Below are 25,636 nucleotides of genomic sequence, written 5' to 3'. Positions count from 1 at the left end.
GAAAGCGGTTGTGGAACATGTCAACAACAGTGCGCGAAAAAGTCGCCGCGGCCCAGGGACGGTACTGGCGGGACCTGTCGGTAAAGCCCGCATGACCAGTGAAGACGCGGTGAAGTACGGTTCGGATGCGGTTGCGGTACGGCCTGCGTCGAATGCCGTACGCGTGACTCGTGTATGACACGTGTGCGAAGTGGGTTGTGCAATCGATTGCAGAACGTGCCGGGAACCCGGTCAGCTCACCCGTCACGGTTGGGACGGACGCGTCCGGCCGCGAGCGGCCGGGTGACGATCAGGCGGTGATCAACCGGGTGTCGAAGCCGGCCGCGACGAGCCTCCGGTAGGCGGCGAGCACCGGCTCGGGAACGTGCTGGGGGATGGCGAAGCCCCGCTTCGGGTACTCGAGGATGCGCTGGAGATCACCGACGAGCATGTCGATGACGAGGTGGTCGTCACCAATGGTCCGGGCGTACTCCCGCAGCGGCGGCGGCGCGGAGGCGCAGACCACCTCCACCTCGGGCCACTGCCGGCGACAGGTCGCGTAGGCACGGCGCTCCATGTACGGCTTGCTCACCAGCATCACCGACTCGGGCGCGATCCCCCGTTCGCGCAGCAGGGCCCGGCTGAACGCGATGTTCTCCCCGGTGTTCCGCGCCCGCGGCTCCACGAGGATCGCCTCGTCCGGCACCCCGAGCGCGAGCGCGTGCTCCCGGAAGTGCACGGCCTCCCCGCGCGGAAACCGGCCGGCGGTGGACGGAGTGGTCGCGCCGGTGAAGACCACCAACGGAAACATGCCCTGGTGATAGAGCTTCGCGGCATGGCCCGCCACCCCTAGGTCGTGGCTGCCCAGCCCGATCGCGACCGCGCACGGCCGCGGTGCGTGCCCCAGGCGGTGGTAGTCCCAGACCAGGGCGGCATCGGCCCACTGCTCCGGCGTCACCGGGGGACGTTCGCTCATCGCCGGCCTCCGACGGTCGGTGTGCGGGCCTCGGACCGGATCCGCGTACCCACCGGGCCGGGGTTCCACCCTGGGCCGGGGTCAGCCGCCGCTGCCGATGCGGGCGGTGACCTCGATCTCGATGCGCATGCGCGGGTCGGCGAGGCCGCAGGAGAGCATGGTGGCGGCGGGGCGGATGTCGCCGAAGAACTCGCGGAGGACCGGCGTGCAGCGCTCGAAGTCGGCCGGGTCGGGCACGAGGTAGCGGACCCGGACGACGTCGGCCAGGCGGGAGCCCGCCTCCGCCGGCGCGGCCTCGATGTTGCGCAGGCATTGGCGGGCCTGTTCCGCCGGGTCGCCGGAGATGGTCATGGTCGTGTAGTCGAAGCCGGTGGTGCCCGACACGAAGACCCAGCCGTCGGCCACGACCGCACGCGAGTACCCGATCTCCTCCTCGAACGGCGAGCCGCTCGAGATCAACCTGCGGGATGCCGTGGCCGACATCCTCGCGGGCGGCTCAGCGGGCCGTCGAGCCGTTTTCGGCCATGGCGAGCAGCTCGGCGAGGTGGATCGCCCTGACCTTGCTGCCCGCCCGGCGCAGCCCCTGCCGGAGCTGGCGCAGGCAGCCGGGGTTGAGCGCGACGACGTAGTCGACGCCCGCCGCCTCGATCGCCTCCAGCTTGGGGTCGAGTACGGCACGGCTGTCGGCGGGCCGCAGCAGCGAGTAGGTGCCCGCGGCCCCGCAGCAGTCGCCCGCGTTCGGCAGTTCGACGTAGTCCGCGACCGCGGCGATCAGCTCGCGCGGCGGCCGGGTGACGCCGAGCGCGTTCCGCAGGTGGCAGGAGTCCTGCAGCGCGACCCGGGCCCGCCGCCCGCCGACCCGGACCTCGCCGGCCGGCCGGTACCCGGTCCGCTCCAGGTACTCGCTCAGCTCGGCCACCCGCTCCCGCCCCAGGTGGTGGGCGAGGTGCGCGGCGCACCCGCCGGCCGTGGTCACGATCACGCCGTCGAGGCGTTCGCCCAGCTTGAGCGCGAGCTCCCGCCCGGTCGCCGAGTCGCCGTTGTGCGCGTGCAGCGCCCCGCAGCACCCCTGCCCGCCGGGTACGGCGAGCTCGGGCCGCAGCCTCAGCACGGCCCGGGACACCTCCGGGTAGAGGCCGCGCTCAACGCAGCCGAGCATGAGCGAGGCGGGGCGGGCCGCACCGTCCCGCGCCGGCGCCCCGCCGGACCGGGCCGTGCCGGATCCGGTCGGGGCGGTCGCGGGTACGGCTCCGCGCCGCGGCCCGCCCCGCCCGGTGGCGTACCGGCGGACCAGCCGCTGCAGCGCCAGCAGGCCCGGCCGGGACACCACGGCCATGAGCAGCCGGGCGAGGAGCGGCCGCCGCCGCCCCCGCCACTGGTGGTCGCGCCACTGCTCGAGCAGCTCGCCGTACCGCACTCCGGCGGGGCACACGGTCTCGCAGGCCCGGCAGCCGAGGCAGAACGACGCCTCCTCGGCGAGCGTCGGGTCGCCGTCGGCGAGCTTCCCGGCCTCCAGCGCCCGCATGAGCGTGATGCGCCCGCGCGGGGAGGAGGTCTCCTGGCCGGTGAGCTTGTAGGTGGGGCAGACCGGCAGGCAGAACCCGCAGGAGATGCAGCGGTCGAGCAGCCCGGGGTCGAAGATCCCCGCCGAGGCGGGCGCGGGCCGGCCCTCCCCGGCGTGCGCGTCGGGGCGGGCGTCGGAGGCGGGGCGGTGGGTCATGATCCGAGCTTTCCGGGGTTGAGGATTCCTGCGGGGTCGAAGGCGCGCTTGATCCGCCCGAGCAGGGCGACCTGGTCGGCGCCGAGGCGTTCTTCGAGGTAGGGCAGCTTCGCCGCGCCCACCCCGTGCTCCCCGGTGATCGTGCCGTCGAGCGCGATCGCGGCCGAGAAGATCTCCGCGAACGCCTTGTGGCAGCGTTCGATCGCCGCGTGGTCGTGCGGGTCGAGCACGCAGGTCGGGTGGAGGTTGCCGTCCCCGGCGTGCCCGAAGGTGGCGATGCGCAGCTCGTACCGGTCGGCGATCTCGTCGATCCGGTCGACCATCTCGGCGAGCCGGTGCCGCGGCACGGTCACGTCCTCCAGCACGGTGAGCGGGCCGAGCCGGGAGAGCGCGGGCAGCGAGCAGCGGCGGGCGGCGAGCAGCGCGTCGGCGCGGGCGACGTTCTCGGCGAGCGTCACCTCCAGCGCGCCGATGTCGGCGCAGATGCCCTTGATCCGGTCGAGGTTGGCCGCGACCGCGTCGGCCTCCCCGTCGTCGCCGAACAGCAGCAGCGCCCCCGCGTCGAGCCGCAGCCCGAGCCTGGCGAACTCCTCCACCGCGGCGATGCACTTGTGGTCGAGGAACTCCAGCGTGGCCGGCACGATCCCGGCCGCGATCACCGCGGTCACCGCCCGCGAGGCGTCGGCGAGCGAGGCGAAGTACGCCACGCCGGTGCCGCTCTCCTTCGGCTTGGGCAGCAGCGCCACCGTGGCCTCGGTGATCACCGCGAGGGTGCCCTCGGAGCCGGTGAGCAGCCGGGTGAGGTCGTACCCGGCCACGTCCTTCCACAGCCGCCCGCCGGTACGGATGATCTCCCCGGTGGGCAGCACGGCCTCCAGGCCGAGCACGTAGTTGCGGGTCACGCCGTACTTGAGCCCGCGCAGCCCGCCCGCGCACGTGGCGATGTTGCCGCCGATCGTGGACACCGTGTGGCTGCCCGGGTCGGGCGCGTACAGCAGGCCCTGCTCGGCGGCCGCGGCGGCCAGGGCGGCGGTGGTGACGCCCGGCTGGACCCGTGCGAGCAGCTCCTCGCGGCTGATCTCGAGGATCTCGTTGAGCCTGGTGAGCACCATCACGATGCCGCCGTGCAGCGGTACGGCCGCCGCGCAGAGGTTCGACCCGCCGCCGCGCGGCACGACCGGCACCCGGTTCGCCGTGGCGTACCGCAGGATCTCCGCCACCTCGGCGGTGCTGCCCGGGTACACCACGGCCTGCGGCGACGCCTCGAACAGCGGGGTCGCGTCGCGGGCGTGGGCGGCGAGGGCGCCGTCGTCCACCCGTACGTGGCGCTCGCCCACGATGCCGGCCAAGTCCCTCGCCAGGTCCCCACGCATGTTCATCACCCCACGACCATCCAGCCGAGCACCGGCGTCGACTGCAGGTAGACGAGCAGGCAGATCGCGATCAGCATCGCGACGCCCCAGCCGACCACCTTGCGGAACAGCTCGCCCTCGCGCCCCTCCATGCCGACGACCGCGGCGGCGATCGCGAGGTTCTGCGGCGAGATCATCTTGCCGAGCACGCCGCCGGTGGTGTTCGCCGCGCCGAGCAGGTAGGCGGAGATGCCGGTCTTCTCGGCCGCCGCGTACTGGAGCATGCCGAACAGCGAGTTCGAGGAGGTGTCCGAGCCGGTGACGGCGACGCCGAGCCAGCCGACGATCGGCGAGAGGAAGGCGAACAGCGCCCCGGTCTCGGCGAGGAACAGGCCGAGCGTCACGGTCTGCCCGGACAGGTTCATCACGTAGGCGAGCGCGAGCACCGCCGCGACGGTGACGATCGTCCAGCGGAACTGGTGCACGGTGTCGGCGTACGCCCGCAGGGTACGGCCCGGCCCGATCCGGTAGAGCAGCGCGGTGAGCACGCCCGCCACGAGCAGCGTGGTGCCGCCGGCGCTGAACAGGTTGAAGTTGAAGGTGACCGAGGAGACGGTCTCGCCCGCGGCGTTCACCACGTTGAGGCCGGGCCAGGCGAACTGCCAGCCGGAGTGCTCGGCGAGCCAGGCCTTGACCGGGCCGAAGGTGGCGATGGCGAACAGCGCGACCACGATGAGGTAGGGGGCGAAGGCCATCGTGGCCGAGCCCTCCCCGGTACGGCGGCGCTTGTGCTCGGCCTCGAACCGCGCGTCGGCCACGGCCGCCCCGGCGACCACCGGCATCGGGCCCTGGGCGGTGAGCACCTCACGCGGCCGCCAGATGCGCAGCATGCCGACGATGGCGAAGGCCCCGGCGAACGCGGCCACGATGTCGGTGATCTCGTACGAGATGAAGTTCGCGGTGAGGTACTGGGCCCCGGCGAACGCGGCGCCGCCGACGAGCGCCACCGGCCAGGTCTGCCGCACGCCGCGCCGGCCGTCGACCATGAGCACGAGCACCAGCGGCACGAACAGCGCGAGCACCGGGGTCTGCCGCCCCACCATGGCGCCGAGCGCGCCCGCGTCGAGCCCGGTGATCTTGCCGAGCGTGGTGATCGGCACGGCGATCGCGCCGAACGCCACCGGCGCGGTGTTCGCGACCAGCGAGACCGCGGCGGCCTTCATCGGCCGCAGGCCCACCGCCATGAGCATGACCGAGGAGACGGCGACCGGGGTGCCGAAGCCGGCGAGCGCCTCGAGCAGGGCGCCGAAACAGAACGCGATGATGATCGCCTGGATGCGCTGGTCGTCGGAGAGCGAGCCGAAGGCGCGGCGCAGCACCTGGTCGTAGCCCGTGATCTCGGTCAGCTTGTAGATCCACAGGGCGTTGAGCACGATCCAGATGATCGGGAACAGCCCGAAGGCCGCCCCCTCGCTCGCGGCGAGCAGTGCCTGCCCGACCGGCATCGAGTACGCGAAGATCGCGACGGCGAGGCTCACCGCCAGCGCGGCGATCGAGGCCTTCCACGCCTTCCAGCGCAGCGCGCCGAGCAGCACGAAGAGTGTGGCGAGTGGAAGCGCGGCGAACAGCGCGCTCCACGCGAGTGACCCCGCTACGGGGTCGAAGACCTGCTGGTACCCGTCCACGGCCCTGCTCCTTTTGATCGAGAGTGTCCCCGTCTGCACGCCCCGTGATGTGAAAGTGTCAGACAATGTTTCTTGTCTGTCAACAGTCGGTTTCGCGGAGCGTGAGAGAATGAGGGCAGGCTTCATGGGAGGTGTGCATGCCCCGGGACGCCGCGCTCCGGTTGTCCACCGTCTCGGTCGTCGACGCGCTCGCCGCATCCCTTCGGGACCGCGTACTGGACGGCCAGATCCCGCCGGGCAGCACGATGACCGAGGCCGAGATCGCCTCCACGTACGGCGTCTCCCGCCCGACCGCGCGCAGCGCGCTCACCGCGCTCGTGCACGAGGGCCTGCTCTACCGGGAGGCGAACAAGCGCGCCTGTGTGCCCCGCCTGTCCCGTGAGGACGTCGAGGACCTGTTTCTGATCCGCATACCCATCGAGACCGAGGTCGTGCGCCTGCTCATCGAACGCGGCACCGTCCCCGTCGTCGCCGCCGCACGCGCCGTCGAGGACCTCCGGCACATCGAGCCCGACGCCTCACACAGCGCGTTCGTCGAGGCCGACCTGCGCTTCCACCAGTGCCTCGTGGACGCCCTCGACAGCCCGCGCTACCAGCGCGCCTACCGCCTCATCCGAGGTGAGCTCCACCTGTCGATGGTGCAGACCCGCCACACCCTCGGCCGGGAACGCATCGTCGCCGAGCACACCTCGATCCTCGACGCGATGCGCGCCGGCGACGCCGACGAGGCGGTGCGCCGCATGCGCGCCCACCTCGAGGGCGCCTGCCGCTCCCTCCAGGAGGTCTTCTCCCGGGTCTGATTCCGTGTCCCGGCGCGAGCAGCATCCGTGCCCGCCGCGCGTCTCTGGGACATGAGAGTCGAACCGCCGGCCACCGCCGAGGAAGCCGTTCCCCGAGAACGGGTGGACGTCGCCGCGATCTTCGCCGCGCACCACATCGGGCTGGTACGGCTCGCGCTGATCATGGTCGGCGATCTGGCCACCGCCGAGGACGTGGTGCAGGAGGCCTTCGAGCGGACCCACGCCGGTCTGCCGCGGCTGCGGGACCCGGACAAGGCGCTCACGTACGTGCGCTCCGCCGTGCTCAACGGCTGCCGGTCGGTGCTGCGCAGACGGGCGTTCGCCTTCCGCCGCCGCACGCCGTACGAGCCGCCGATCTGGTCGGCGGAGAGCGCCGTGCTCATCGGCGAGGAGCGGCGCGAGGTCCTCGCCGCGCTGCAGCGGCTGCCGCGCCGCCAGCGCGAGGCGCTCGTCCTGCGCTACTACCTCGAGCTGTCCGACCCGGAGATCGCCGACGTCATGGGCATCGGTGCGAGCACGGTGCGCTCCACGATCGCCCGTGGCATCGCCGCCCTCGGCAAGGCCCTGAAGGAGGAGGCATGAACCGGAAGGTGGAGGCCAGGCTGCGGGCGGCGCTCCGCGAGGCCGCCGGGACGGTCGACCCGGCCGTGCTCCGCCCGCTCGCCGCCCCGGATCGGCAGGTCCCGTCCCGCCCACCGCGCCTCCGGCGGCCCGTGCTCGTCGCCGCCGCGGCGGCGGCCGTGGTGGTGGCCGTGGCAGGGGGATCGGTGGTCTTCCGCACGGTCGCGCCCGCGGCGACCCCGGCGGCGGGCACGCTGTACGTCGTCCAGACGGCGAGCCCGGCGGGCGACATCGCGGTCTTCCTGTGCACCAAGACCTCACCGTATACGGCATGCCAGGGCGGCTCGCCCGCAGCCGCGCGACCCGCGACCCAGGCGGAGATCAGCGCCGTGGGCCGGATGCTCCGCGACCGGCCCGAGGTCGACTCGGTGATCTTCGAGGATCGGCACACCGCGTTCGAGAACTTCAAGCGGATGTACCGGGACAACAAGCTCCTGCTCGAGGCGACCAAGCCCGACGATCTACCGGAGAGCTACCGCGTCCACCTCAAGCCGGGTGCCGACCCCCGCCCCCTGATCGAGGCCGCGCAGGCCATGCCCGGCGTCGCCGCCGTGGTCGACCAGCGGTGTGCGGAGCGGGCGAAGGCCCGGGAGGAAGCGGAGGAGGCGAAGCGCGCGGGCCGGACACCGCCGCCGGACTGCTGAGCCCTCGGCCTCGCCGCGCACGGCCGGCCGTACGGCGAGCGCCGCGCCGCCGGCGGGACCCACGGCCCCGGCAGGGCCCCCGGGTTTCCCCGGCGGCGCGCCTGGCGTGCCCCTGCGCTCGCCCGTACCCTCGGTGTCCATGCCCGGCTCCTGCCCCTGCGGCCACGGCACCTGGGCGGCCCCCGCGAACCGGCGCGAGGCCCTGGCCCTGGCCCGGCACCACGACGAGATCGCCCACCTGCTCACCGTCGTCGCCCGCGACTCCGGCCGCCGGCTCGGCGTGCTGCGCTGCACGCGCTGCCGCCGGTTGTGGGCGGAGGACTCGATGACCTCCGGGCACGCGGACATGTTCTTCATCTATCCCATCGACGCGACGGACCCGGAGGACTGGCCGGCGCGGGCCCGCCCTCTCAACCCGCCGCCCGGCTGAGCGCGCCTCGGCCCGGCCCCAGGTGGGGCGCGGCTCCGCGGGGCACGCGGGTGATCGCGGCGGCCATGCCCGGCAGCGGTCCGGCATCGGCCGGTATCGGTGCGTGACGAGGGCGAAATCGCAGGCAGGAGGCGGCGCGCGGGTCCGCCGGGGCCGGGCCCGACCCGGATTCGGGGGCGACGGGTGCACGGGATACGGTACGCGCGAGACGGCATTCCCCTCGGCTGAGGGCGATCCCGGGTACGGCCGGCGTGCCGTACGAAACCGTTGCAGGAGGACGCCTCCCCATGAACCCCGTGTCGCGCCGAACCCCCATGGCCGGCTGGATCGTCTGGTCGATCCGGGTCACCGTGACCGCGCACCTGGTCTCCGTGCTCGCGCAGGGCGTGACCGCCGGCATGTTCATCACCGGGGACGTCGACCTGCTGCGCCTGCACTCGATCAACGGGGAGGTCGCCTCGGGCCTCGCCACGCTGCAGTTCGTGGCGGCGATCCTGCTGTGGCGGCCGGGGCGCGGGGCGGCCTGGCCGATGTGGCTGAGCCTGCTGCTCACGCTGCTCGAGGGTGCGCAGCACACCACCGGTCTGTGGCGCGTCCTCGACCTGCACATCCCGCTCGCGATGCTGATCGTCGGGATCTCCGCGGTGATGGCCGTCTGGGCGTGGGGCCGCATCGAGGGCCGGGCGGCGGATGTGCCCGCCGTGGCCCGGGACGAGCGGGCCGGTGCCCCGCAGGGGACGCGGGCATGACCACGCCGTCCCGGCGCGTCCTGACCCGGCGCGCGTTCCTCGGCGTGGCCGCGGGCACCGGCCTCGCCGGGGCGGGCTGGGCGATCGGCGCCACCCTGCTGCCCGCCGAGGCCACCGGCGAGACGCTCACCAGCGCGGTCCGGCTGCCGCGCCCGTTCACCGTGCCGCTGCCGATCCCGCCCGCCGCCCGGCCGGTCGAGCCCGGCCGCTACGAGCTGACCCAGCGGGCCGCGCGCGTCGAGATCATCCCGGGCACGACGACCGAGGTGTGGGGGTTCGACGGCGCCTTCCCCGGCCCGACGCTCGAGCTGCGCCGCGGCAGCCGTACCACGGTGCGGGTCCGCAACGAGCTGCCGGTGCCGACCTCCACCCACCTGCACGGCGGTGTCACCCCGGCCGACTCCGACGGGTACCCGACCGACCTGGTGGTGGCGGAGGGCCGCACGTTCCGGCCGTCCGGCGGCATGCACGGCCACCACGACCCGTCCGTGTGGACGTTCCACTCCGGCGCGAAGGACTACGTCTATCCGGTCGAGCAGCGCGCGGCCACGCTCTGGTACCACGACCACCGCATGGACTTCACCGCCCCGCAGGTGTGGCGCGGCCTCGCCGGGTTCGCGATCGTGCGCGACGACGAGGACGACGCGCTGCCGCTGCCCAAGGGCGAGCGGGACATCCCGCTGTTCATCTGCGACCGGGCGTTCGAGGAGGACGGCTCGTTCCGCTACCCGTCGCTCGACCCCACCCTGCTGGTACGGCCCGGCGTCGAGGACGCGTACATGGAGGGCGTGCAGGGGGACGTGATCCTGGTCAACGGCGCCCCCTGGCCGGTGCTCGAGGTGGGCACGGCGCGGTACCGGCTCCGCCTGCTCAACGGGTCGAACGCCCGGCGGTACCGTCTCGAGCTCACCGGCGGCGCGCGGTTCGTGCAGGTCGGCAGCGACCAGGGGCTGCTGGCCGCGCCGGTCGAGCACAGCTCGCTGACGATCGTGCCGGGGGAGCGGTTCGACGTGGTCGTGGACTTCTCCGGGTACCCGCCGGGCACCGAGATCACCATGGTGAACGCGCTCGGCGAGAGCCCGAACACCCGGGCCGTCATGCGGTTCCGGGTCACCTCGCGGGTGCGCGACGACAGCCGCGTCCCGCCGCGGCTCGCCGAGCTCCCGCCCGCCGACCGGGCCGCCGCGGTGACCGTGCGCACCTTCGACTTCCGGCGTACCCGGCACGACTCCGGCGACATGTGGACGATCAACGGCGAGCCGTACGAGCCGGGCAGGCCGATCGCCGAGCCGCGGCTCGGCACCGCCGAGGTGTGGCGGTTCACCAGCGACTTCCACCACCCGGTGCACCTGCACCTGGCGCACTTCCAGGTGCTCGGCCGGGGCACGCGGGGGCCGGAGGCGACCGACGCGGGCCTGAAGGACACCGTGGACGTCCGGCCGTACGAGATCGTCGACGTGCTCGTGCGGTTCGACGGTTACCGGGGCCGGTACATGTTCCACTGCCACAACCTCGAGCACGAGGACATGGCGATGATGGCGGACTTCCGGATCGTCTGACCGGCCGCCGCGCCGCCGCGCCCCCGCCACGAGCCCGGACATCCGGGCCGAAGGTCCTTTTATCCGATGCCGAACGTCGGAATCGGGGCGGGCACCCCGTTCGCTAGCCTGGCCCCAGGCCCTCCGGGCGGCTCGGCCGCATCTGCCGCCGGGTGCGCCCGGCACGACGGAGGGCGCGCATCTCCAGCGATCACGGAGAGCACCATGGACGACGCTGCCACAGTGACCGGCAGGGCGGAACGCCGCCCGGCGGGACGCCGACGGCGGCGGTTCGTGCCACCCCAGCACGGCGCATGGGCCATGCTCGCCGTGCCGTACCTGGCCGGGCTCGTCACCGCCGGGTTCCGCTGGCCCGCCCTGCCCCTGCTCGGCGCCTGGATCGGCGGCTACCTGCTGTCCTACTTCGTGTTCCAGGCCCTCAAGTCCCGCCGCCCCCGGCGATACCGCGACCAGCTCCTCGTGTACGGCCTGATCTCCGTGCCGCTGCTGCTCGTCGTCGTGATCGCCGCGCCGGGCGTGCTCTGGTACGCCCCGGCCTACGCCGTGCTCTTCGCGATCAACGCCTGGTACGCCTGGCGGCGCCGGGAACGCGACCTCGGCAACGACCTCGCCTCGGTCGCCGAGAGCTGCCTCATGGTCTTCGTCGTGGCCACCATCGCCGATACGCCGCCGTCCGCGGTCCTCGTCCCGTTCCTGCTGTGCGCGGCGTACTTCATCGGCACCGTGCCGTACGTGAAGACCATGATCCGCGAGCGCGGCAACGCCGCCTACCATCGCTGGTCGATCGCCTACCACGTGGTCGCGTTCGCCGCCGCCGCGTACCTGAGCCCGTGGGCCGGCGTGCTGTTCGCCTGGTTCCTGGCCCGTGCGGCGTTGCTCCCCCGGCGCGGCCTCACCCCCAAACAGATCGGCATCACCGAGATCGTCAACTCGGTGTTGCTCCTCACCTGCATCGCCCTGATCTGAGCCGCCGCACCCTCGCGATCTTCGTGGTAGGAAGGCAGCGTGGGTAAGAGTCAGCGGCGAGGTAGTGGACGGCAGGGCCGCTCGTCCGCGGGCCGTACCGCGGGAATCCTGGTGAGCGCCCTTGCGGCAGGAGCGGGATTCGGCGCTGTGACCGCCTTGGTGAACGCGCTCGCGCTCAGCCAAACCGACCTGTCCAGTCGTGACTACACCACCAGTGGCTGGTCGATCGCGGAGATCATCAGCTTGTTGCTCGACTCCGGCTGGGCGTGGGCCGGTTTCGCGGTCGCTGTGGGCTGGTTGGTCACGCGCGACACCGATGGCCGCCTTGCGGGGCCGGCGCTCGGTGCCATCGCCGCCCCGCCGGCCCTGCTCGCGGCCACGGCCGCCTACAGCATCGGGGAGAGCATCGCCGACGGAGGGCAGTCCCCCTGGTTCGATGCCGAGGTGCTCGCGTGGGGGATCGCCGGCATCGTGCTCGGCGCCCCGCTGGGCGCGATCGGTGCCTGCGTCAGGCGATCCGGCGTGATCGGTCTGCTCGCGAGACTGACCGTGCCGGTCGGCGCCGCCGTACAGATGGTCGTGCTCCCACCCGGCCGGAACGAGGTGGTCCAGGCCATCGGAAAGACGATCGTATGGACGGCGGCCGCGGTGAGTATCGCCATCATCGTCGCCCATTTCCTCTTCGCGGAGCGACGCCGGAGACCTCCGGCGGTCGCCGAGTCGTCATGACCTCCCCGGAAGGCCCGGTGATCAGCGGGAGTTCGGCGCCGTCGTCGGCCGGGCCGGAGCCGGAGGACGCGTGGCGGGCGGCGGGGATGCCGGCCGGAGCCGCCTGACGACCGGGAGCGCCCGGTGGGCGTAGAGCGGGTCGACCGGAAGCACGTGCCGGGCCCAGAAGCGGGCCGCCTCGGGGGACGGGGAGGGCACGACGAGGCCGGGAAGGTAGTCGTCGTACGGCGGGTCGTACAGGTAGCCGGTGGCGACGCCGTGCCGTTCCAGGGTGGCGATCGCGGCGTCGCGGTCCTCGACGAGGAGGGGGACGCGGAACAGCGGCTGGTCCACGTGCATCCGCACGCCCTCGGCGGCCGAGGGTAGCTCGGCCAGGAGGTGTACGCCCGCGATCCGCCGGTCCCGCTCGCGCGGCAGCGCCCGCATGCGCCTGGACTGGTACCAGCGGGCGAGCGCGCCGTTCCGGTTGCGGTAGTGGTGCAGGTCGGCGCGTACCCACGGGTCGAACGGCGGCAGGTTCGGCGCGTGGGCGAGGGCTTTCTCCAGGTCAGCCCGGCGCGGGGGAATGCGGTACCCCTCCCGCTCCTCCTCAAGGCCCAGCATGCGGGATATCGCGAGGGCGGGCCGTACCTGGTTCAGGCGCAGCGCCGTCTGGCGGGCCATGGAGGTGAGCACCGAGCGGATCTCGCAGCGGAGCGATCCGGGCCGGAGCAGCAGGTCACGGTGGCGCTTCAGCTCGCGGTAGTCGGACTCGTGCTCGACGGCCAGGACGCCTCCCGAGCCCGCCGCCGCATGTTTGGAGAGGCTGAACACGCCGGCGACGCCGAAGGTGCCGAGCGGTTGCCCGTTCACGGTCGTCTCTATGCCGTGCGCGGCATCCTCGATGAGCGTCTTGCCGGAGTATTCGGTGACCCGGTCCGGCAGGCCGTACAGGTTGGTGGTGAGCACGGCGTCCACCGACTCGAGGAGGGCGCGGGTGACCTCGATGTTCCCGTCCAGAATCGACAGCGGCGCGATGACCGGCACCAGCCCGGCGGCCAGCACCAGGAAAATGATCTCATCGGCGGATATGGGCGACATGAGCAGCCGCTGTCCAGGCGTGCACCAGTGCCGGAGTGCGAGGTACAGGCCGAGCCTGTTCGACGGCAGATCAAGACAGCGACGGCCGGTCCTCTTTGCAACGATTTGGGCAGGCGTCACCGCAAACAAATACCACAGCTTTGGTTAAATTCTCCTGACAATCCTCAGTGCTGTCAATTTTGGATCTTGGTTAGGTAAATAACGACCGTTCCGTTTGCCGGGAACCATGACCAGAGCCGCCCGCCGCGTGAGTAATCTCACGTCAGGGAGCCAGGGAGGCCACCGTCGTGTGGTACGCCCTCACCGTCGTCCGGCAGGGCCGTTATTCCGCCGCGCGACGGCCCGGCCGGGTGGTCGGCGCAAGGCGGACCCGGTGATGCGGACGGATCTCCCTGACCGGTTCTGCGGCGGGCGCCGGCGGCGATTCCGTGGCCCGCCCGTTCGTCCGCAGGCGGTCGCCGGAAAACGTGAGCCGCCGGAATCTTTCAGGGCCCGCCCGTGCGCTTTGCCGGCCTACAGGAGCCTGATGGCGTCGCGCGACGTTTCATTGCGCGGCGTGTAGACCTCAAGGCGGTGATCGGGGCTGTCCGGCTGGAGCCAGACCTGGTAATCCAGCTCGATATCGCCGAGGGTGGGGTGACGCAGATCCATCGGGCCCGCCGTACAGTCGGCGACCTCCCCGGTGGCCCAGACGCTCGCGAACTCGGGACTGCGCATGGCGAGTTCCCCGATCAATTCCGCGAGCTTCGCGTCGTCGGGATACCGCCCGGAGGTCAGCCGCAGATAGCCGATGTGGATGCGCGCCAGTTCGTCCCAGTTCCGGTACAGGTCGCGATGCAGCGGGTCGAGGAAGAACATGCGCGGAATGGACGGCCTGGTCTCCGGCGAGTCCGGGGCCGTGTACTCGAGGTGTTCCGCGATGAGCGCGTGACCGGTGCGGTTCCACGCGAGCACGTCACCGCGTCTGCCGAGCACGATGGCCGGCACGCTCTCGCCCAGCGAGGCCAGCAACGTCGCGACGCGGGGCGCGAGGACCTCCGGCTCGGGCGGGCTGAGCCGGGAGAGCCCGGAGCGCTGCGCGAGATTGTGCAGGTGCGCGGTCTCGGTGGTGTCGAGACGGAGCACCCGGGCGAGTGCGTCGAGCACCTGCGGCGAGGCGGTGCCCTGGTCCTGCTCCAGCCGCGTGTAGTAGCCGACGCTGACGCCGGCGAGCTGCGCGAGTTCCTCCCGCCGCAGGCCCGGAACGCGGCGTACCGTGCCGTACGACCGCAGGCCCACGTCCTGCGGCGTGACCCGGGCACGGCGCGTCTTGAGGAACACGCCCAGCGTCTCGGTCCGCATGGGGCCGAGCGTAACCTCGCGGCGCGCGGCCGTGCCTGCACCTGCCAGGTGTACCCACGACAGAGGCCTGGCAGGTCACGGTGCGCTCCTGACGATCGGAACCATGGCTGACCCGAAGCGTGACCCGGTTCCGATCGCCACGTCCGCACCGCCGCCGGAGCAGGCGAGGGCAGGCCGCCGTGCCTGGCTCGGCCTGCTGGTCGTCCTCGGCCCGGTGCTGCTGGTCTCGATGGACGGCTCGATCCTGTTCCTGACCATGCCGACCATCACCCACGCGCTCGCGCCCACGGCGGATCAGGCGCTGTGGATCCTCGACGGCTACGGCTTCGCCGTCGGCTCGCTGCTGATCGCGTTCGGCAATCTCGGGGACCGGTACGGCAGGCTGAAGCTGCTCATGATCGGCGTGACCGTCTTCGGCCTCGGTTCCGCCGGGGCCGCGTTCTCGCCCTCGCCCGAGTGGCTCATCGGCTGCCGCGTGCTCATGGGCCTCGGTGGCGCGACACTGCTGCCGTCCGGGCTCGCCGTACTCGGCGAACTCTTCCCGAATCCCCGGCAACGCGCCCAGGCCATCGGCGTTTTCGCGGCCACCTTCGCCGCCGGCTTCGCGATCGGCCCGGTGATAGGCGGACTGCTGCTGAGCCGGTTCGCATGGGGCTCGGTGTTCCTCATCAACCTTCCCGTGGTCGTCGTCTTCCTCGCGGCCGCCCCGTTCGTGCTCCGCGAGGTCAGGGCCACCCGTCCGGGCGGCGTCGACGTGCCGTCGATCCTGCTTTCCGCGGGCGGGCTCCTGGCGGTGGTGTACGCGATCAAGGATTTCGCCGCCTACGGCCCGTCCTGGCCGGTCCTCGCCTCCGGCGCGGCGGGTGTCCTGGTACTGATCTGGTTCGTCCTCCGGCAGCGGCGGCTCGCGTATCCGCTGGTCGACGTGACCCTCTTCCGCGAGAAGGTCTTCACCGTCGCGATCGTCACCGGCGTGCTCTCCCTGGTCGCCTGGTCGGCCGCGGCCTACCTGACCGGCATCTACCTGCAGACCGTCCTCGACCTGCCCGTCCTCACCGCCGCCCTCCTCGCGCTGCCCGGTGCGGCGGTGCTGATCACGATGTGCGTGATCACTCCCCGGATCGCGGAGCGAATCGGCAAGCGCCGCGCGCTCGCCCTCTGCTACTTCGCGATCGCCGCCGGCCTCGCTCTCCTCCTGCCGACCACGACCACCGGCGGGATCGGCTGGTACATCGCGTCGACGGCCATCGCGGGAGTGGGCTACGGCATCTCGTTCGCGCTCGTGGCCGACACCGCCGTCGCCGCGGTCCCCGCCGACCGGGCGGGCGCGGCCGGCGCCATCGCGGAGACCTCGAACGAGATCGGCAACGCCCTCGGCATCGCCCTCCTCGGCTCCATCGCCGCCCTCGCCTTCCGCGTCCTCGGCCCCGAACTCGCCCCCACACTCAACGAGACGCTCGACCTGGCGGGCACGGCGACCGTCGTGAGCGCAGCGAAGTCCGCATTTCTGACCGGACTGCACATCGCCATGGCGACCGGCGCCATCCTCTGCGCGGGCATGGGCGTTCTCACCCTGCGCTGGATCCCCAAGGCGCAATTCCAACCCGATCGAACGCGGCGATAGCGCCGGAGCCGTGGTCCGCTACCGTACGGAGCGGCAAAATGGCCGATCCCAGATCTCGGAAGTGGCCTTTCGCCGCCGGTAGCCGGAGCGAGCGGCTGAGCATGTGTCGTGTGCCCTGTTCCCCGGGGTCAAAAGGCCACTTCCGGTGACCGGAAGTGGCCTCTCACCTGGGGTGGGGATTGGCGGATCGAACCCTTGGCGCTTTTGCCGGTATATCCTTCGGGTCATGGCCGCCGCGGGCCGTGACCTGTCCCTCAGCCCTGACGGCCGATCTTGTCCAGTTCGGCGAGGTCCTCGTCGCTGAGCGAAAGGGCGGCACCGGTCACGTTCTCCCGCAGGTGCTGCACGCGCGAGGTCCCCGGGATCAGCAGGATGTTCGGCGAGCGGTGCAGCAGCCACGCCAGCGCGACGCTGAACGGCGTGCTGTTCAGCCGCTTCGCCACCGCGGAAAGCGCCTCGGACTGCAGCGGGGTGAACCCGCCGAGCGGGAAGAAGGGCACGTAGGCGACGTTCTCGGCGGCGAGCCGGTCGATGAGCTCGTCGTCGAAGCGGATGGCGAGGTTGTACAGGTTCTGCACGGCCACGATCCGCCCGATCGACTGGGCCTCTGCGACCTGCTCCGGCGTCGCGTTGCTCACCCCGAGGTGCCGGATCACGCCCTGCCGCTGCAGCTCGACGAGCGTCTCGAAGGCCCGGGCGATCGAGCCGGGCTGCGGCCCGGTGGCGTCGCCGAGGCGCAGGTAGACCAGGTCCAGCCGGTCCACCCCGAGGGTCTTGAGGTTGTCCTCGACCTGCCGGCGCAGCTGGTCGGGCTCGCGGGCCGGCGGCCAGCCGCCCTGCTCGTCACGGACCGCCCCGACCTTCGTGGCCACGAGCAGCGAGCCGTACGGCTGCAGCGCCTCGCGGATGAGCTCGTTCGCGACGTGCGGCCGTACACGTCCGCGGTGTCGATGTGCGTGATCCCCAGGTTGCGGACCTCGCGGAGGACGGCGAGGGCCTCGTCACGGTCGGCGGGCGGACCCATCACCCCCGGCCCTGTGAGCCGCATGGCGCCGTAGCCGAATCGCGTGACGGTCAGGTCGCCCAGGGTCCAGGTACCGCCGGGCAGGGAAGGAGTGGCACTGCTCACGTTCTTTCACCCATTTCCACAAACAGAGAAAAGCGGCAGACGGCCTTGTGCTCGCCTGCCGTCTGCAGAAATGGTGCGGACGACGCTCCGAGGCTGTCCAAGACCGGCTGGATCTCGGCCGATACCGCAGCGGTATCGCAGGTAGTCTGCGGGCGTGGACGGTCTGGAAACTCGCGAATTGCGGTACTTCGTGGCGGTGGCCGAGGAACTCCACTTCGGCCGCGCCGCCGAGCGTCTGCAGATGGCCCAGCCGCCGCTGTCCCGGGCCATCCGCCGGCTCGAGCGCCGCCTGGGAGTCCAGCTCCTGAACCGCGACAACCGGGGCGTCTCGCTCACTCCGGCGGGCGAGACCCTCCTGAAGGAGGCCCGGCGCGCGCTCGACGCGGTCGACGCGGCCGTACGCCGTACCCGCCGCGCCGCGATGGCCAAGCCCACTCTGGTGCTCACCACGAAGGCGGGCGCCTCCCACGCGCTGCTGAAGGAGCTGCTCGACGCGTATGCCGCGCGGCCGGGGGCCGTCGAGATCGACGTACTGCTGTGTGAGATCGGCGAGCAGCGGGGACTGCTGCTCAACGGCCAGGCCGACGTGGCGATCATGCACGCGCCGTTCGACCTGATGACCGGGCTCGAGAGCGTCGAGATCCTGACGGAGGGCCAGGTCGCGATCCTGCCGAGGTCGCATCCGCTCGCTCGGCGCTCCACCCTGACCATGGCGGAGGTGAGCAACGTCCCCGACCTGCCGATGGCCCGGTGGCCGCGCCACGACTTCACCTATCCGCCCGGCCCTGGGCCCGAGGTACGCAGCCAGTCCCAGCTCGCGCAACTCGTCGCCCTCGGGCGGACGCTGCTGGTCATCCCGGCCTCCAGCCGCGCCTGGCAGTGGCCGGAACACGTCGCGGTCCCGGTCACCGACGCCCCCTTGGCCACAACCCTCCTCGCCTGGCCCGCCGGCGTGCAGTCCCCCGCACTGGCCGGCCTCATCGAAACGGCGAAAGAGGTCAGCGAGCGGCTGGCCAAGGATCCCCTCGACGTGCTCGGCGTGCGCTGATCCCGAGCAGCGGGACCAGCGGGACGCCGAGATCGCCGGGCCCGATCGGCCAAAGGCACCGCAACGGCACGAACGCCGGTCAATGGCCGGGCTCGGTGCGTTCTCGCCGGTGGAGCTTAGGGACTCGAAACCCTAAGCATCGGCTTGCAAATACGCATTCCGATCTCCGTTGACCTGGGAAGCCGCGGTTCAGCGCACCAATCGTGCTCCCCCCTGATTCCCCGCTTCTCATCTGTTCCCATTTCTTGGGTCGGCGACGGCGCGATCGGCGAAATATCGTGCAGATGCTTGCTTGCAATCCCTCAGGGGAGGGATTTGGGCGAGTCGGCGAACCGGGAAACGCGTGATCCTGAATCGCGGTGCTCATCGCCTGCTTGCCGTGCTGCTCGAACCGAAAACGTTCCAGCCGAATGCGCTTGGAAGCCGTCCACAACCGTGGAGGCGTCCTCGGAGGTCGCCTCGCAGGAGGCTGTCGATTCCGTCGGTGCCGAGGTCGGAAAATCCTGACCGCCATACGGCGGAGGCCCCTGTCGCACCCTGACACACCCGTACGACCTCCGGGTCTGCGAGGCCTGTCGCCTCCTTCGGCACATTGCGCCATGCCCTGGCGCGCCGCTCGCGGCCGACTTGACACCCGAGTCATGTCCATAGATAGTTGGGAATACCAACTTTGATCGTCTCGGGGGAGATCAATGCGTGCCGTCGCCGGGCTACCGCCGGCCCGTGCTCGTTTCCTGGTGCCGGAGCCGATGTCGGCCGGACGCCGCTGAAACCGGCGGGAGATTTCACGTACAACGGCGTGCGTGAAACTCGTGTCCGGGTGCCGTCAGCGCGGCGAAACCTGTGATCACCTGACGCCCTGGAATCGATTCCATGCCGGGTTGATCGCCATGCCCGGCGGTGCTCAGGAAATCTCCACACGACGATAGGACGCCGCGCTACGCCTGCACGGCTGTTGCGGCGCCGGTCAATCCTCGCCTATTGCCCTGGGAGGCCGCATTGCGGAAAACCACAGTCCTCAAACTGAGCACCGCCGCCGCCCTGACGGCGCTGCTCACCACCATCATGACGACCGGCGGCCGGGCGGCCGTCGCCGACACGACCCACCCGAGGCCCGCCGCGACCACCTCGGCCAAGGGGGCCCCGACCATGGTCGATCCCGAGGCGGATCTGGCCGCGCAGACCCCCGAGCCGGAGGGCCGCTGGACCGACAACATCTACTTCAGCAGCCGCGTGAAGGCCGGCGGCCAGGACATCGGGGTGGTGGTGCAGACCGTCAGCGCGCACAATGCGCAACCGCGGATCGTGTCCTTCGCCGTCACCAACGTGACCACCGGCTGGTACAAGAACGAAGCGATCGTCGTCGACCCGGGTGACTACCGGTGGAGCACGACCGGCTTCGAGATCACGGCGCCGGGCCTGAAGTGGACCGGCGACGCCCGGCGGATGAACGTGTCGATCACCGTGCCGTGGGGCTCCTTCAACGTGACCGCCCGGGCGCGGGGACCGGTCCTCCACTACGGCGGCGTCGGCGCGTTTCCGCTCTTCGGCCGCACCAACCACGAGTACGCCTTCCCGGACATGCAGACCACCGGCACCCTCGTCATCGACGGCAAGGCGCGGCGCGTGACCGGCCGCTCCTGGCTCGACCGCCAGTGGGGCGTGATCCCGGACGACCCGAACCTCCGGTGGCGGTGGACGTGGATGAACTTCAACATGCCCAACGGCGACTCCCTGGCCGTCTGGGACGCCGTCTCCATCCACGGCGAGAACTCCTGGGCCACCGTGGTACGCCGCGACGGCACCCACGAGGTGGTGGCGGTCGAGCCGCTCGCCAGGCGCGCGGACCGCTTCTACACGAGCTCCGTGAGCGGTGACCGGTACCCGACCCGCTGGCGCATCGGCATCCCCGCGCTCGGCACGAAGCTCACCGTCACCGTGGTGGGCCCCCGCAAGCAGGAGATCACCCAGGGCTCGGGCGGCCGTCTCGAAGCCACCACGTCCTTCACCGGCGTCCACCGGAACACCAAGGTCAGCGGGAAGAACAACGTGAGGCTGATCGGCGACTGGAAGCCATGACCCCGGCGCACACGCGCACCGCGTCGGCCTCGCGGCTCGTTCGCGGGGCCGACCCGTTCCCGCCACCGTCCGGCCGCCGCCCCTGGCCCTGACGGTCTGGGCACACGGGGGGTCGGATCGGCGATGCTGAGGGCGTGGAGTACGTGTCCCGAGCGCCGCGGCCACCGCTGGACGGGCTGATCGACGACCTTTACTACCTGGCGGGCGCGCCGCCGTACGCCCGGCTCACGCTGCCCCGGCGCCGTTCCACTTCGTCAACGGCATCGAGGCGGCCGTGGCCAAGGCGCAGGAGCTCGCCGGTGACCGCCTGGTAGAGGTCACCGCGGGCGACGTCGGCGGGCAGGTGCTCGCCGCGGGCCTGGTCGACGAGGTGCGCATGGACGTCGTACCCGTCGTGTTCGGATTTGGCAAGCGCTTCTTCGGGTCGGTCGACGCGCAGCACCTGCTGGAGGACCCCGACGTGGTGATCCGCGGCAACCGGGTGCTTCACCTGCGCTATCGGGTGCGCCGTTGACCGGCCTGGGCGGATGCGCGAAGAACTCCACCGCGAATGCCCGGCACGCGCTCGGGGTTTCCGGCTGACCGGGCGCGCACGACGGGCGACGATGACGCGCCGAGGGTAAAGCAGCAGGTGACAGGTGCTCTGTCCCCGGGCTGAGCGGCGAGTTTCGCAGGAACCTGCGGTAGTGCCGGAATCCCGATGGCCCGCCGCAGACCTCATGATCATGTGACTTCAAGCTTTCAAAAAGATAGCGGAACGCCTGAGACGGAGCGGCGTGGGTCGCTGTGGCGGCCAATGTCATGCCCTTGCAGACAGGCCCGGAGGGCGGCGACCGGCTCGACGAGTCCTGCCTGTTCAAGGGTCGAGCACGTCATTGAGGGCTCCGACGAGTGTTTGGGGTCCTGCGGCGCCCGATCGCGGGCGACGTGCGGGTCGGAGGGGACATGGCCCTGGTAGGCAGGCGTACACCATGGGGCAACCGGTGCGGGTCAAGACCTGGCCGTGCATGGTCGCGTGCGCCGGCGGTCGGTCGGACGCTTCGCCGTTCAGGCGTTTTCGTCCGGGTTCTCCCCGGCGAGGGCGGTCTGGTGTGACTCCGTTGACGCGATGAGGCGGATTCGAAACTCTGTTTTGGAACTTCTATGAGCGCAGCATTTAGGCCAAAATGCATTGCTGAGGCTTCGCGGTATTGATGTGAGTTCCACTCATACGGCAACCGCCTCGATCCACAGAACACCTTTCTGAACGGAGTCTCACCCTCATGTTCTCCAGAGGCTTAGCCCGGCTCGCCGCTGTCGGCGCCGCCGCGCTGACCGCCGTGGGGGTCGGGTCTTGTGGCCACCCCCGCAGCCGCGGCCGGCGCTCCGGTCAAGAAGCCGTCCGTGTCGGTGAGCACACCCACGGCGTCACCCCACGGACACGTCGGCAAGTGCCCGGTCACGGTCACCTTCTCGGCGAAGGTGCGTCTGAAGGTTCGCGGCAAGGCCACCGTCGCCTACCGCTGGCTGCGCGGTGACGGTTCCAGGAGCGCGGTCAAGACCCGGACCGTCAAGGGCCGGGGCGTCAAGACCGTCACCGTGGCGGAGAAGGCGACCTTCACGAAGAGCGTCAAGGGCTGGCAGGCCCTGCAGCTGTTGTCGCCGCGCAAGGTGACGACGAAGAAGGCGTACTTTGAGGTGTCCTGCCGCCGCCCGGTGAAGCCTGCGCCGGGCAGGCCCGGACCGGGCAAGCCGGGACACGGGAAGATACCGGCGTTCGTCAAGGCGTTTGTCCATGTGCCTGACTACACCGGTGTGTGCCCCCGTCGCGCGGCGTCACGGCCAAGGGCGTGATCAAGACCTTCCGCCCCACCGTGGTGACGTACCGGTGGGTGCACAACGGCAAGGTCGTCGACACGGGCAAGGTCAAGGTCGTCCGCGACAAGAAGGTCTCCTACACCTTCAAACCGGACAAGAGCCACAAGGGCTGGGTGACCTTGGACATCGTCTCCCCGCGCCATGGCGTTTCCGGCCGTGACGGCTACACGGTGACGTGTGAGAAGGAGGAACCCCCTCCGCCGCCTCCGGTCGAGGCGACGGCCTCGGTGACGGCTCCGGAGAACTACACGGGCGCCTGCCCTCCGATCACCCGCGTGTTCACCGGCACCGTGACCGTCGACCGGATCAACGCCGGCGGTACGGCCGTGCAGTACCGCTGGGCCGGTCCGGGCTTCCAGGGCCCCACCGAGACGCTGACCTTCGCCGAGGGCGATGCGCTGAGCAAGAACGTCTCGCACACGGTGGAGGTGACCGAAAGCGGCCCTGTGCAGCGGTGGATCGAGATCCTCTCGCCCAACACCGGCGTGTCCAACACGGCCGAAGTGCAGGTGACCTGTGAGGCGCTGAGCATCCAGGTCCTTAATCTCCAGCGGAACTACGACACCTCCGCCTGCACCCCCGGTAACGGGCCCGCGATCAACTTCACCAGCCGTATCCAGGTGAACGGCCCGGTCCGCGTGGAGTACCAGTGGGAGTTCCTCAGCGGCAGCGGTGGCGAGATCACGGTTCCCGGGTCGTTCGAGACCACCGGGCCGGACACCGTCACCGTCTCGCACCGCCTGGAGAGCTCGTCCTACACCAACACGGGCATTATGCGCGCGCGGATCAGGGTGACCTCTCACCCCGACGTCAGGGGCATCGTCACCGACTTCACTCCTCCGCCTTGCCCGACCGCATGACCTGACCCGAAGAAAGGCGCGGTGCCCGCATACACCGCGCCTTTCATTTATGCAGCCCACTAGTCCATCTGCCGCATATGCCTCGTACCTGCAAAGGTGCTCGCGCGTACGCCGCGGCCGGGCCCAAGGCGGAACGGCCGCGGCAGCGCGACGCGTAAGGCCTTCGAAACTCCATCGGGCACACAACGGGCACGGAAGCCTTGAATAGCTCCGGAAAGATCAAATCCCAGGTCAGCGCTGTGTCGCTGACCTGGGATTTTGTCCGGTGGAGCTTAGGGGACTCGAACCCCTGACCCTCTGCTTGCAAAACGGCCGGATCACGGCCGTCATAGGCCATGACCTGCCCGACCATGTAGCCGCAAGCGACCGTGACTGCCCCCTGCAGACCCCTCTTAATGGCACGCTAATGGCACGCGATCACGCGACGCGACCTGTCCAAGAGCGGTCGGCCCGCCCCGCCTCATGGCCCCCGTCTTCCTCAAAACTGCCGATCTTCCGGACAGTGGTACCTGCGAAGAGCCAACGATGTGATCGCAGCGACGCCGTTGGCACCAGCGAGGCGTAGAGGGCGACCGAAACCTTTATATGTAGAGAGGAAAAATTTCTAGGGAAGTGCCTGGCGTGTAGTGCGTCTGTGCCGCACCAAGCCCCCTCGTCGGGGTCTTCTCATCTTCGGATACAAGTCGCCTTCCGGTGTTGCATCATCAACCTATGTACCTATCACGTATCCGATCGGCAGTCTGGATGATATCAAAACATGCCTATACCTGGAAAATTATAAATGCGCTTCGCGCTCAGATAACATTCTCTAAATATTGGACGTATATACGAGTAGCTGGCAGAGTTCGCAGAGAATCGCAGACGATAATCGGCTACATAGATGGCCTGCCAGAGCTGACCGACCCAGTGATACGGCTTCGCCTGCTCGCGACAGCAATGCGAGGTGCCGTCTACAAGCAATTCATTTTCCACGGTTCGGCATCCGTTGTGCTAACCCTAAATTACGTTATCCTGCTACTCGGGGCGGTAGGGGCCATGGTGATTACGTTTCTTCGCGAGGCGTCGACCGTTGGGGCACTCATATTGACCTCCCTAGTATTTGCGGGGTCATTGCTGCTGCTCGTCATGATTCCGACACCTTACGTCCGCTTCGTTGATGTCTGCACATCGCACCTAGACCTTAACACCCCTTCCTCGATGTACTTCTATTGGAGAATGCTGCTTTTCTTCTTTGCTGTATCTCTGCTCTTAATGGCGGGAGCCCTGCTCGATATCCCCGATATGAGCAGGGCTCCCGACATGGTATTTCTGATCGCGCTATTTCATATAGTGGCAGTCCTGATGGTGAATATAATTATAGGTATCAGATATTATCGAGAAAGGCGTCGTCACTCAGCTCCTGGACCTCTAGATAGGATTATTCTCGGGCTTCTCGAGGTCGCATACTGGTCGCATTGGTGCCGCGAGCGCAGACGGTGGTCCTATCCACGACACATCAAGGCTCTTATTGCAGCGTTAGAACGGTTGGGCCGTGAAGCAGAACGGTTCGCCGTTCGACGGGTTCCGTTATGGGACATAACAGCTCGCCGAGATGCTCGACGTATCGGTGTTTGCTTAGCTAATGAGATTCGGAAGCACAAGGCCAGCCTTGCCGCTAGCTCTAACGGTACAGACCTTGAAAAGATCTCGGTCGAGATACTGAAGATTGTCGAGTTATGGAGCGACGGTAGTATTAAACAGCTATGGGAGGCGGCGGGAGAGGTTACTCTTGCAGAGAGGGTTCGTCGACTTGCGGCTCGCTTGTGGCCAGCAATAGTGCTCGCCAGTATGGGTTTCGTCCTGCCGCTACTCCCCGTTTTTGATAACTCTCAGCAAGCAGCTCAGAGTGTTCGAATCACTCTGGTAGCAGCTGCAGTTATCGCCCTAGCTAGCGGAGGTGTCAGCGTCTCAGAGCGGGTGAATGCGGTGTTAGATAAATCTCTTCCCTCGGAGTCAAAAGATAAAGAAGGTGACTAACGATGAACGAACTCGCACGCCACGATGCTCACTTCCGCCCGGTAGCCGGTATGCACAGTCAGCCCTTTTGCCGGCGAGTCGAGCATGAATTTTAATAGCACGATTTGAGGCTGTTTCGGACCGGGCCCCTACTCGGTGCAGTTGGGCGGTCGGGAGGGATTCCCGCGTATCTGCATGGGGAGAGTACGGCACACCAAAGGACACCGTAGCGCAACGGTATCTCGAGACTCGGCGAAGCACTCAGGCGCACAGACGAGACAGGCATCCCGGTGTCCGGTGGGCCAGGGCTGAGGAACGAAGCCCTGGCCCGGCGATCGCCCCGAGCCGTCTACGGCGACCGGCCATGACGGGGCGATCGTGAGGCATGCACGGTTACGGCGGCAGGGCATGGC

At 69.9% G+C, this 25,636-nt stretch carries 23 protein-coding genes; 15 read left to right on the top strand and 8 right to left on the bottom strand.

Translation table 11 applies throughout. From position 1 onward, the window contains the following. Positions 1-289: 289 nt before the first annotated feature. From FHX40_RS23020 to FHX40_RS23000, 5 genes are all read right to left on the bottom strand, one after another. Positions 290-955, bottom strand: a complete 666-nt coding sequence (locus FHX40_RS23020; RefSeq protein ID WP_142262068.1) for a YdcF family protein — start codon at positions 953-955, stop codon at positions 290-292. Between the two features lie 81 nt (positions 956-1,036). Further along, entirely contained in the window at positions 1,037-1,438 is a 402-nt protein-coding gene (locus FHX40_RS23015) for a RidA family protein (protein WP_142262067.1), read from the bottom strand. 13 nt (positions 1,439-1,451) lie between these two features. Then, entirely contained in the window at positions 1,452-2,675 is a 1,224-nt protein-coding gene (locus tag FHX40_RS23010) for a (Fe-S)-binding protein (RefSeq protein WP_142262066.1), read from the bottom strand. Beyond that, on the bottom strand, positions 2,672-4,048 hold the full coding sequence (locus tag FHX40_RS23005) for an FAD-binding oxidoreductase (RefSeq protein ID WP_170198973.1): 1,377 nt from the start codon (positions 4,046-4,048) through the stop codon (positions 2,672-2,674). The genes FHX40_RS23010 and FHX40_RS23005 overlap by 4 nt, the downstream gene beginning before the upstream one ends. A 5-nt stretch (positions 4,049-4,053) precedes the next feature. Next, positions 4,054-5,712: an L-lactate permease gene (locus tag FHX40_RS23000; RefSeq protein ID WP_170198972.1), complete on the bottom strand. Its 1,659-nt coding sequence runs from the start codon at positions 5,710-5,712 to the stop codon at positions 4,054-4,056. A 137-nt stretch (positions 5,713-5,849) separates the two neighbouring features. Between FHX40_RS23000 and FHX40_RS22995 the strand changes: the two genes are divergently transcribed. The 8 genes from FHX40_RS22995 (at position 5,850) to FHX40_RS22960 (ending at position 12,210) form a co-directional block, all read left to right on the top strand. Beyond that, positions 5,850-6,512, top strand: coding sequence for a GntR family transcriptional regulator (locus tag FHX40_RS22995; protein ID WP_142262063.1), 663 nt, complete (start codon positions 5,850-5,852; stop codon positions 6,510-6,512). A gap of 51 nt (positions 6,513-6,563) precedes the next feature. Further along, a complete protein-coding gene (locus FHX40_RS22990) occupies positions 6,564-7,094 on the top strand; it encodes a SigE family RNA polymerase sigma factor (protein WP_142262062.1) in 531 nt (176 codons plus the stop codon). Then, the gene (locus FHX40_RS22985; protein ID WP_142262061.1) at positions 7,091-7,777 is read left to right on the top strand and encodes a permease-like cell division protein FtsX; all 687 of its coding nucleotides are present in this window, start codon (positions 7,091-7,093) and stop codon (positions 7,775-7,777) included. Before FHX40_RS22990 ends, FHX40_RS22985 begins: the two co-directional genes overlap by 4 nt. 139 nt (positions 7,778-7,916) lie before the next feature. Continuing rightward, entirely contained in the window at positions 7,917-8,207 is a 291-nt protein-coding gene (locus tag FHX40_RS22980) for a hypothetical protein (RefSeq protein ID WP_142262060.1), read from the top strand. A gap of 296 nt (positions 8,208-8,503) precedes the next feature. Next, the gene (locus FHX40_RS22975) at positions 8,504-8,956 is read left to right on the top strand and encodes a hypothetical protein (protein WP_170198971.1); all 453 of its coding nucleotides are present in this window, start codon (positions 8,504-8,506) and stop codon (positions 8,954-8,956) included. Next, positions 8,953-10,515, top strand: a complete 1,563-nt coding sequence (locus tag FHX40_RS22970; protein WP_142262058.1) for a multicopper oxidase family protein — start codon at positions 8,953-8,955, stop codon at positions 10,513-10,515. The genes FHX40_RS22975 and FHX40_RS22970 overlap by 4 nt, the downstream gene beginning before the upstream one ends. 204 nt (positions 10,516-10,719) lie before the next feature. Then, the gene (locus FHX40_RS22965) at positions 10,720-11,481 is read left to right on the top strand and encodes a YwiC-like family protein (protein ID WP_142262057.1); all 762 of its coding nucleotides are present in this window, start codon (positions 10,720-10,722) and stop codon (positions 11,479-11,481) included. A 147-nt stretch (positions 11,482-11,628) separates the two neighbouring features. Beyond that, positions 11,629-12,210 carry a hypothetical protein gene (locus FHX40_RS22960; RefSeq protein ID WP_229788467.1) on the top strand — a complete coding sequence of 194 codons (582 nt, stop codon included), beginning with the start codon at positions 11,629-11,631 and terminating at the stop codon, positions 12,208-12,210. 21 nt (positions 12,211-12,231) lie between these two features. Here FHX40_RS22960 and FHX40_RS22955 read toward each other — a convergent pair whose 3' ends face one another. Together FHX40_RS22955 and FHX40_RS22950 are read right to left on the bottom strand one after the other, a co-directional pair. After that, positions 12,232-13,410, bottom strand: a complete 1,179-nt coding sequence (locus tag FHX40_RS22955) for a DegT/DnrJ/EryC1/StrS family aminotransferase (protein ID WP_142262055.1) — start codon at positions 13,408-13,410, stop codon at positions 12,232-12,234. 393 nt (positions 13,411-13,803) lie between these two features. Further along, positions 13,804-14,631 (bottom strand): helix-turn-helix domain-containing protein, encoded by an 828-nt coding sequence (locus FHX40_RS22950; protein WP_142262054.1) that lies wholly within the window; start codon positions 14,629-14,631, stop codon positions 13,804-13,806. Positions 14,632-14,734: 103 nt separating this feature from the next. Between FHX40_RS22950 and FHX40_RS22945 the strand changes: the two genes are divergently transcribed. Beyond that, positions 14,735-16,255: an MFS transporter gene (locus tag FHX40_RS22945; protein ID WP_142262053.1), complete on the top strand. Its 1,521-nt coding sequence runs from the start codon at positions 14,735-14,737 to the stop codon at positions 16,253-16,255. A 254-nt stretch (positions 16,256-16,509) separates the two neighbouring features. Here the strand turns inward: FHX40_RS22945 and FHX40_RS22940 are convergent, their stop codons facing one another. Next, the gene (locus FHX40_RS22940; RefSeq protein WP_280525122.1) at positions 16,510-17,127 is read right to left on the bottom strand and encodes an oxidoreductase; all 618 of its coding nucleotides are present in this window, start codon (positions 17,125-17,127) and stop codon (positions 16,510-16,512) included. A gap of 411 nt (positions 17,128-17,538) precedes the next feature. Here FHX40_RS22940 and FHX40_RS22935 point away from each other — a divergent pair, with 411 nt between their 5' ends. From FHX40_RS22935 to FHX40_RS22905, 6 genes are all read left to right on the top strand, one after another. Continuing rightward, complete coding sequence (locus FHX40_RS22935; RefSeq protein WP_142262052.1) at positions 17,539-18,432, top strand: LysR family transcriptional regulator; 894 nt, start codon at positions 17,539-17,541, stop codon at positions 18,430-18,432. A gap of 999 nt (positions 18,433-19,431) precedes the next feature. Beyond that, the gene (locus FHX40_RS22930; protein WP_142262051.1) at positions 19,432-20,511 is read left to right on the top strand and encodes a lipocalin-like domain-containing protein; all 1,080 of its coding nucleotides are present in this window, start codon (positions 19,432-19,434) and stop codon (positions 20,509-20,511) included. Positions 20,512-20,785: 274 nt separating this feature from the next. After that, entirely contained in the window at positions 20,786-21,025 is a 240-nt protein-coding gene (locus tag FHX40_RS22920) for a dihydrofolate reductase family protein (RefSeq protein WP_229788468.1), read from the top strand. Between the two features lie 869 nt (positions 21,026-21,894). Next, positions 21,895-22,344, top strand: coding sequence for a hypothetical protein (locus FHX40_RS22915; RefSeq protein WP_142262050.1), 450 nt, complete (start codon positions 21,895-21,897; stop codon positions 22,342-22,344). Further along, positions 22,341-23,228 (top strand): hypothetical protein, encoded by an 888-nt coding sequence (locus tag FHX40_RS22910; protein ID WP_142262049.1) that lies wholly within the window; start codon positions 22,341-22,343, stop codon positions 23,226-23,228. Before FHX40_RS22915 ends, FHX40_RS22910 begins: the two co-directional genes overlap by 4 nt. Before the next feature lie 711 nt (positions 23,229-23,939). Continuing rightward, positions 23,940-25,244: a hypothetical protein gene (locus tag FHX40_RS22905; protein ID WP_142262048.1), complete on the top strand. Its 1,305-nt coding sequence runs from the start codon at positions 23,940-23,942 to the stop codon at positions 25,242-25,244. Positions 25,245-25,636 lie beyond the last annotated feature (392 nt).

The organism is Thermopolyspora flexuosa, from assembly GCF_006716785.1.
In the GTDB taxonomy this organism is placed as follows: Bacteria; Actinomycetota; Actinomycetes; order Streptosporangiales; family Streptosporangiaceae; genus Thermopolyspora; species Thermopolyspora flexuosa.
The sequence above is the reverse complement of the archived record's forward strand: the minus strand, read 5'-3'. Positions and strand labels throughout refer to the sequence as shown.

Bases quoted from the DNA above. Each gene is read 5' to 3' on its own strand.
- FHX40_RS23015 (WP_142262067.1), bottom strand. From the start codon at position 1,438: ATGTCGGCCACGGCATCCCGCAGGTTGATCTCGAGCGGCTCGCCGTTC.
- FHX40_RS22965 (WP_142262057.1), top strand. From the start codon at position 10,720: ATGGACGACGCTGCCACAGTGACCGGCAGGGCGGAACGCCGCCCGGCG.
- FHX40_RS23020 (WP_142262068.1), bottom strand. From the start codon at position 955: ATGAGCGAACGTCCCCCGGTGACGCCGGAGCAGTGGGCCGATGCCGCC.
- FHX40_RS22980 (WP_142262060.1), top strand. From the start codon at position 7,917: ATGCCCGGCTCCTGCCCCTGCGGCCACGGCACCTGGGCGGCCCCCGCG.
- FHX40_RS22945 (WP_142262053.1), top strand. From the start codon at position 14,735: ATGGCTGACCCGAAGCGTGACCCGGTTCCGATCGCCACGTCCGCACCG.
- FHX40_RS22970 (WP_142262058.1), top strand. From the start codon at position 8,953: ATGACCACGCCGTCCCGGCGCGTCCTGACCCGGCGCGCGTTCCTCGGC.
- FHX40_RS22985 (WP_142262061.1), top strand. From the start codon at position 7,091: ATGAACCGGAAGGTGGAGGCCAGGCTGCGGGCGGCGCTCCGCGAGGCC.
- FHX40_RS23010 (WP_142262066.1), bottom strand. From the start codon at position 2,675: ATGACCCACCGCCCCGCCTCCGACGCCCGCCCCGACGCGCACGCCGGG.
- FHX40_RS22950 (WP_142262054.1), bottom strand. From the start codon at position 14,631: ATGCGGACCGAGACGCTGGGCGTGTTCCTCAAGACGCGCCGTGCCCGG.
- FHX40_RS22905 (WP_142262048.1), top strand. From the start codon at position 23,940: ATGTACCTATCACGTATCCGATCGGCAGTCTGGATGATATCAAAACAT.
- FHX40_RS23005 (WP_170198973.1), bottom strand. From the start codon at position 4,048: ATGCGTGGGGACCTGGCGAGGGACTTGGCCGGCATCGTGGGCGAGCGC.
- FHX40_RS22990 (WP_142262062.1), top strand. From the start codon at position 6,564: ATGAGAGTCGAACCGCCGGCCACCGCCGAGGAAGCCGTTCCCCGAGAA.
- FHX40_RS22995 (WP_142262063.1), top strand. From the start codon at position 5,850: ATGCCCCGGGACGCCGCGCTCCGGTTGTCCACCGTCTCGGTCGTCGAC.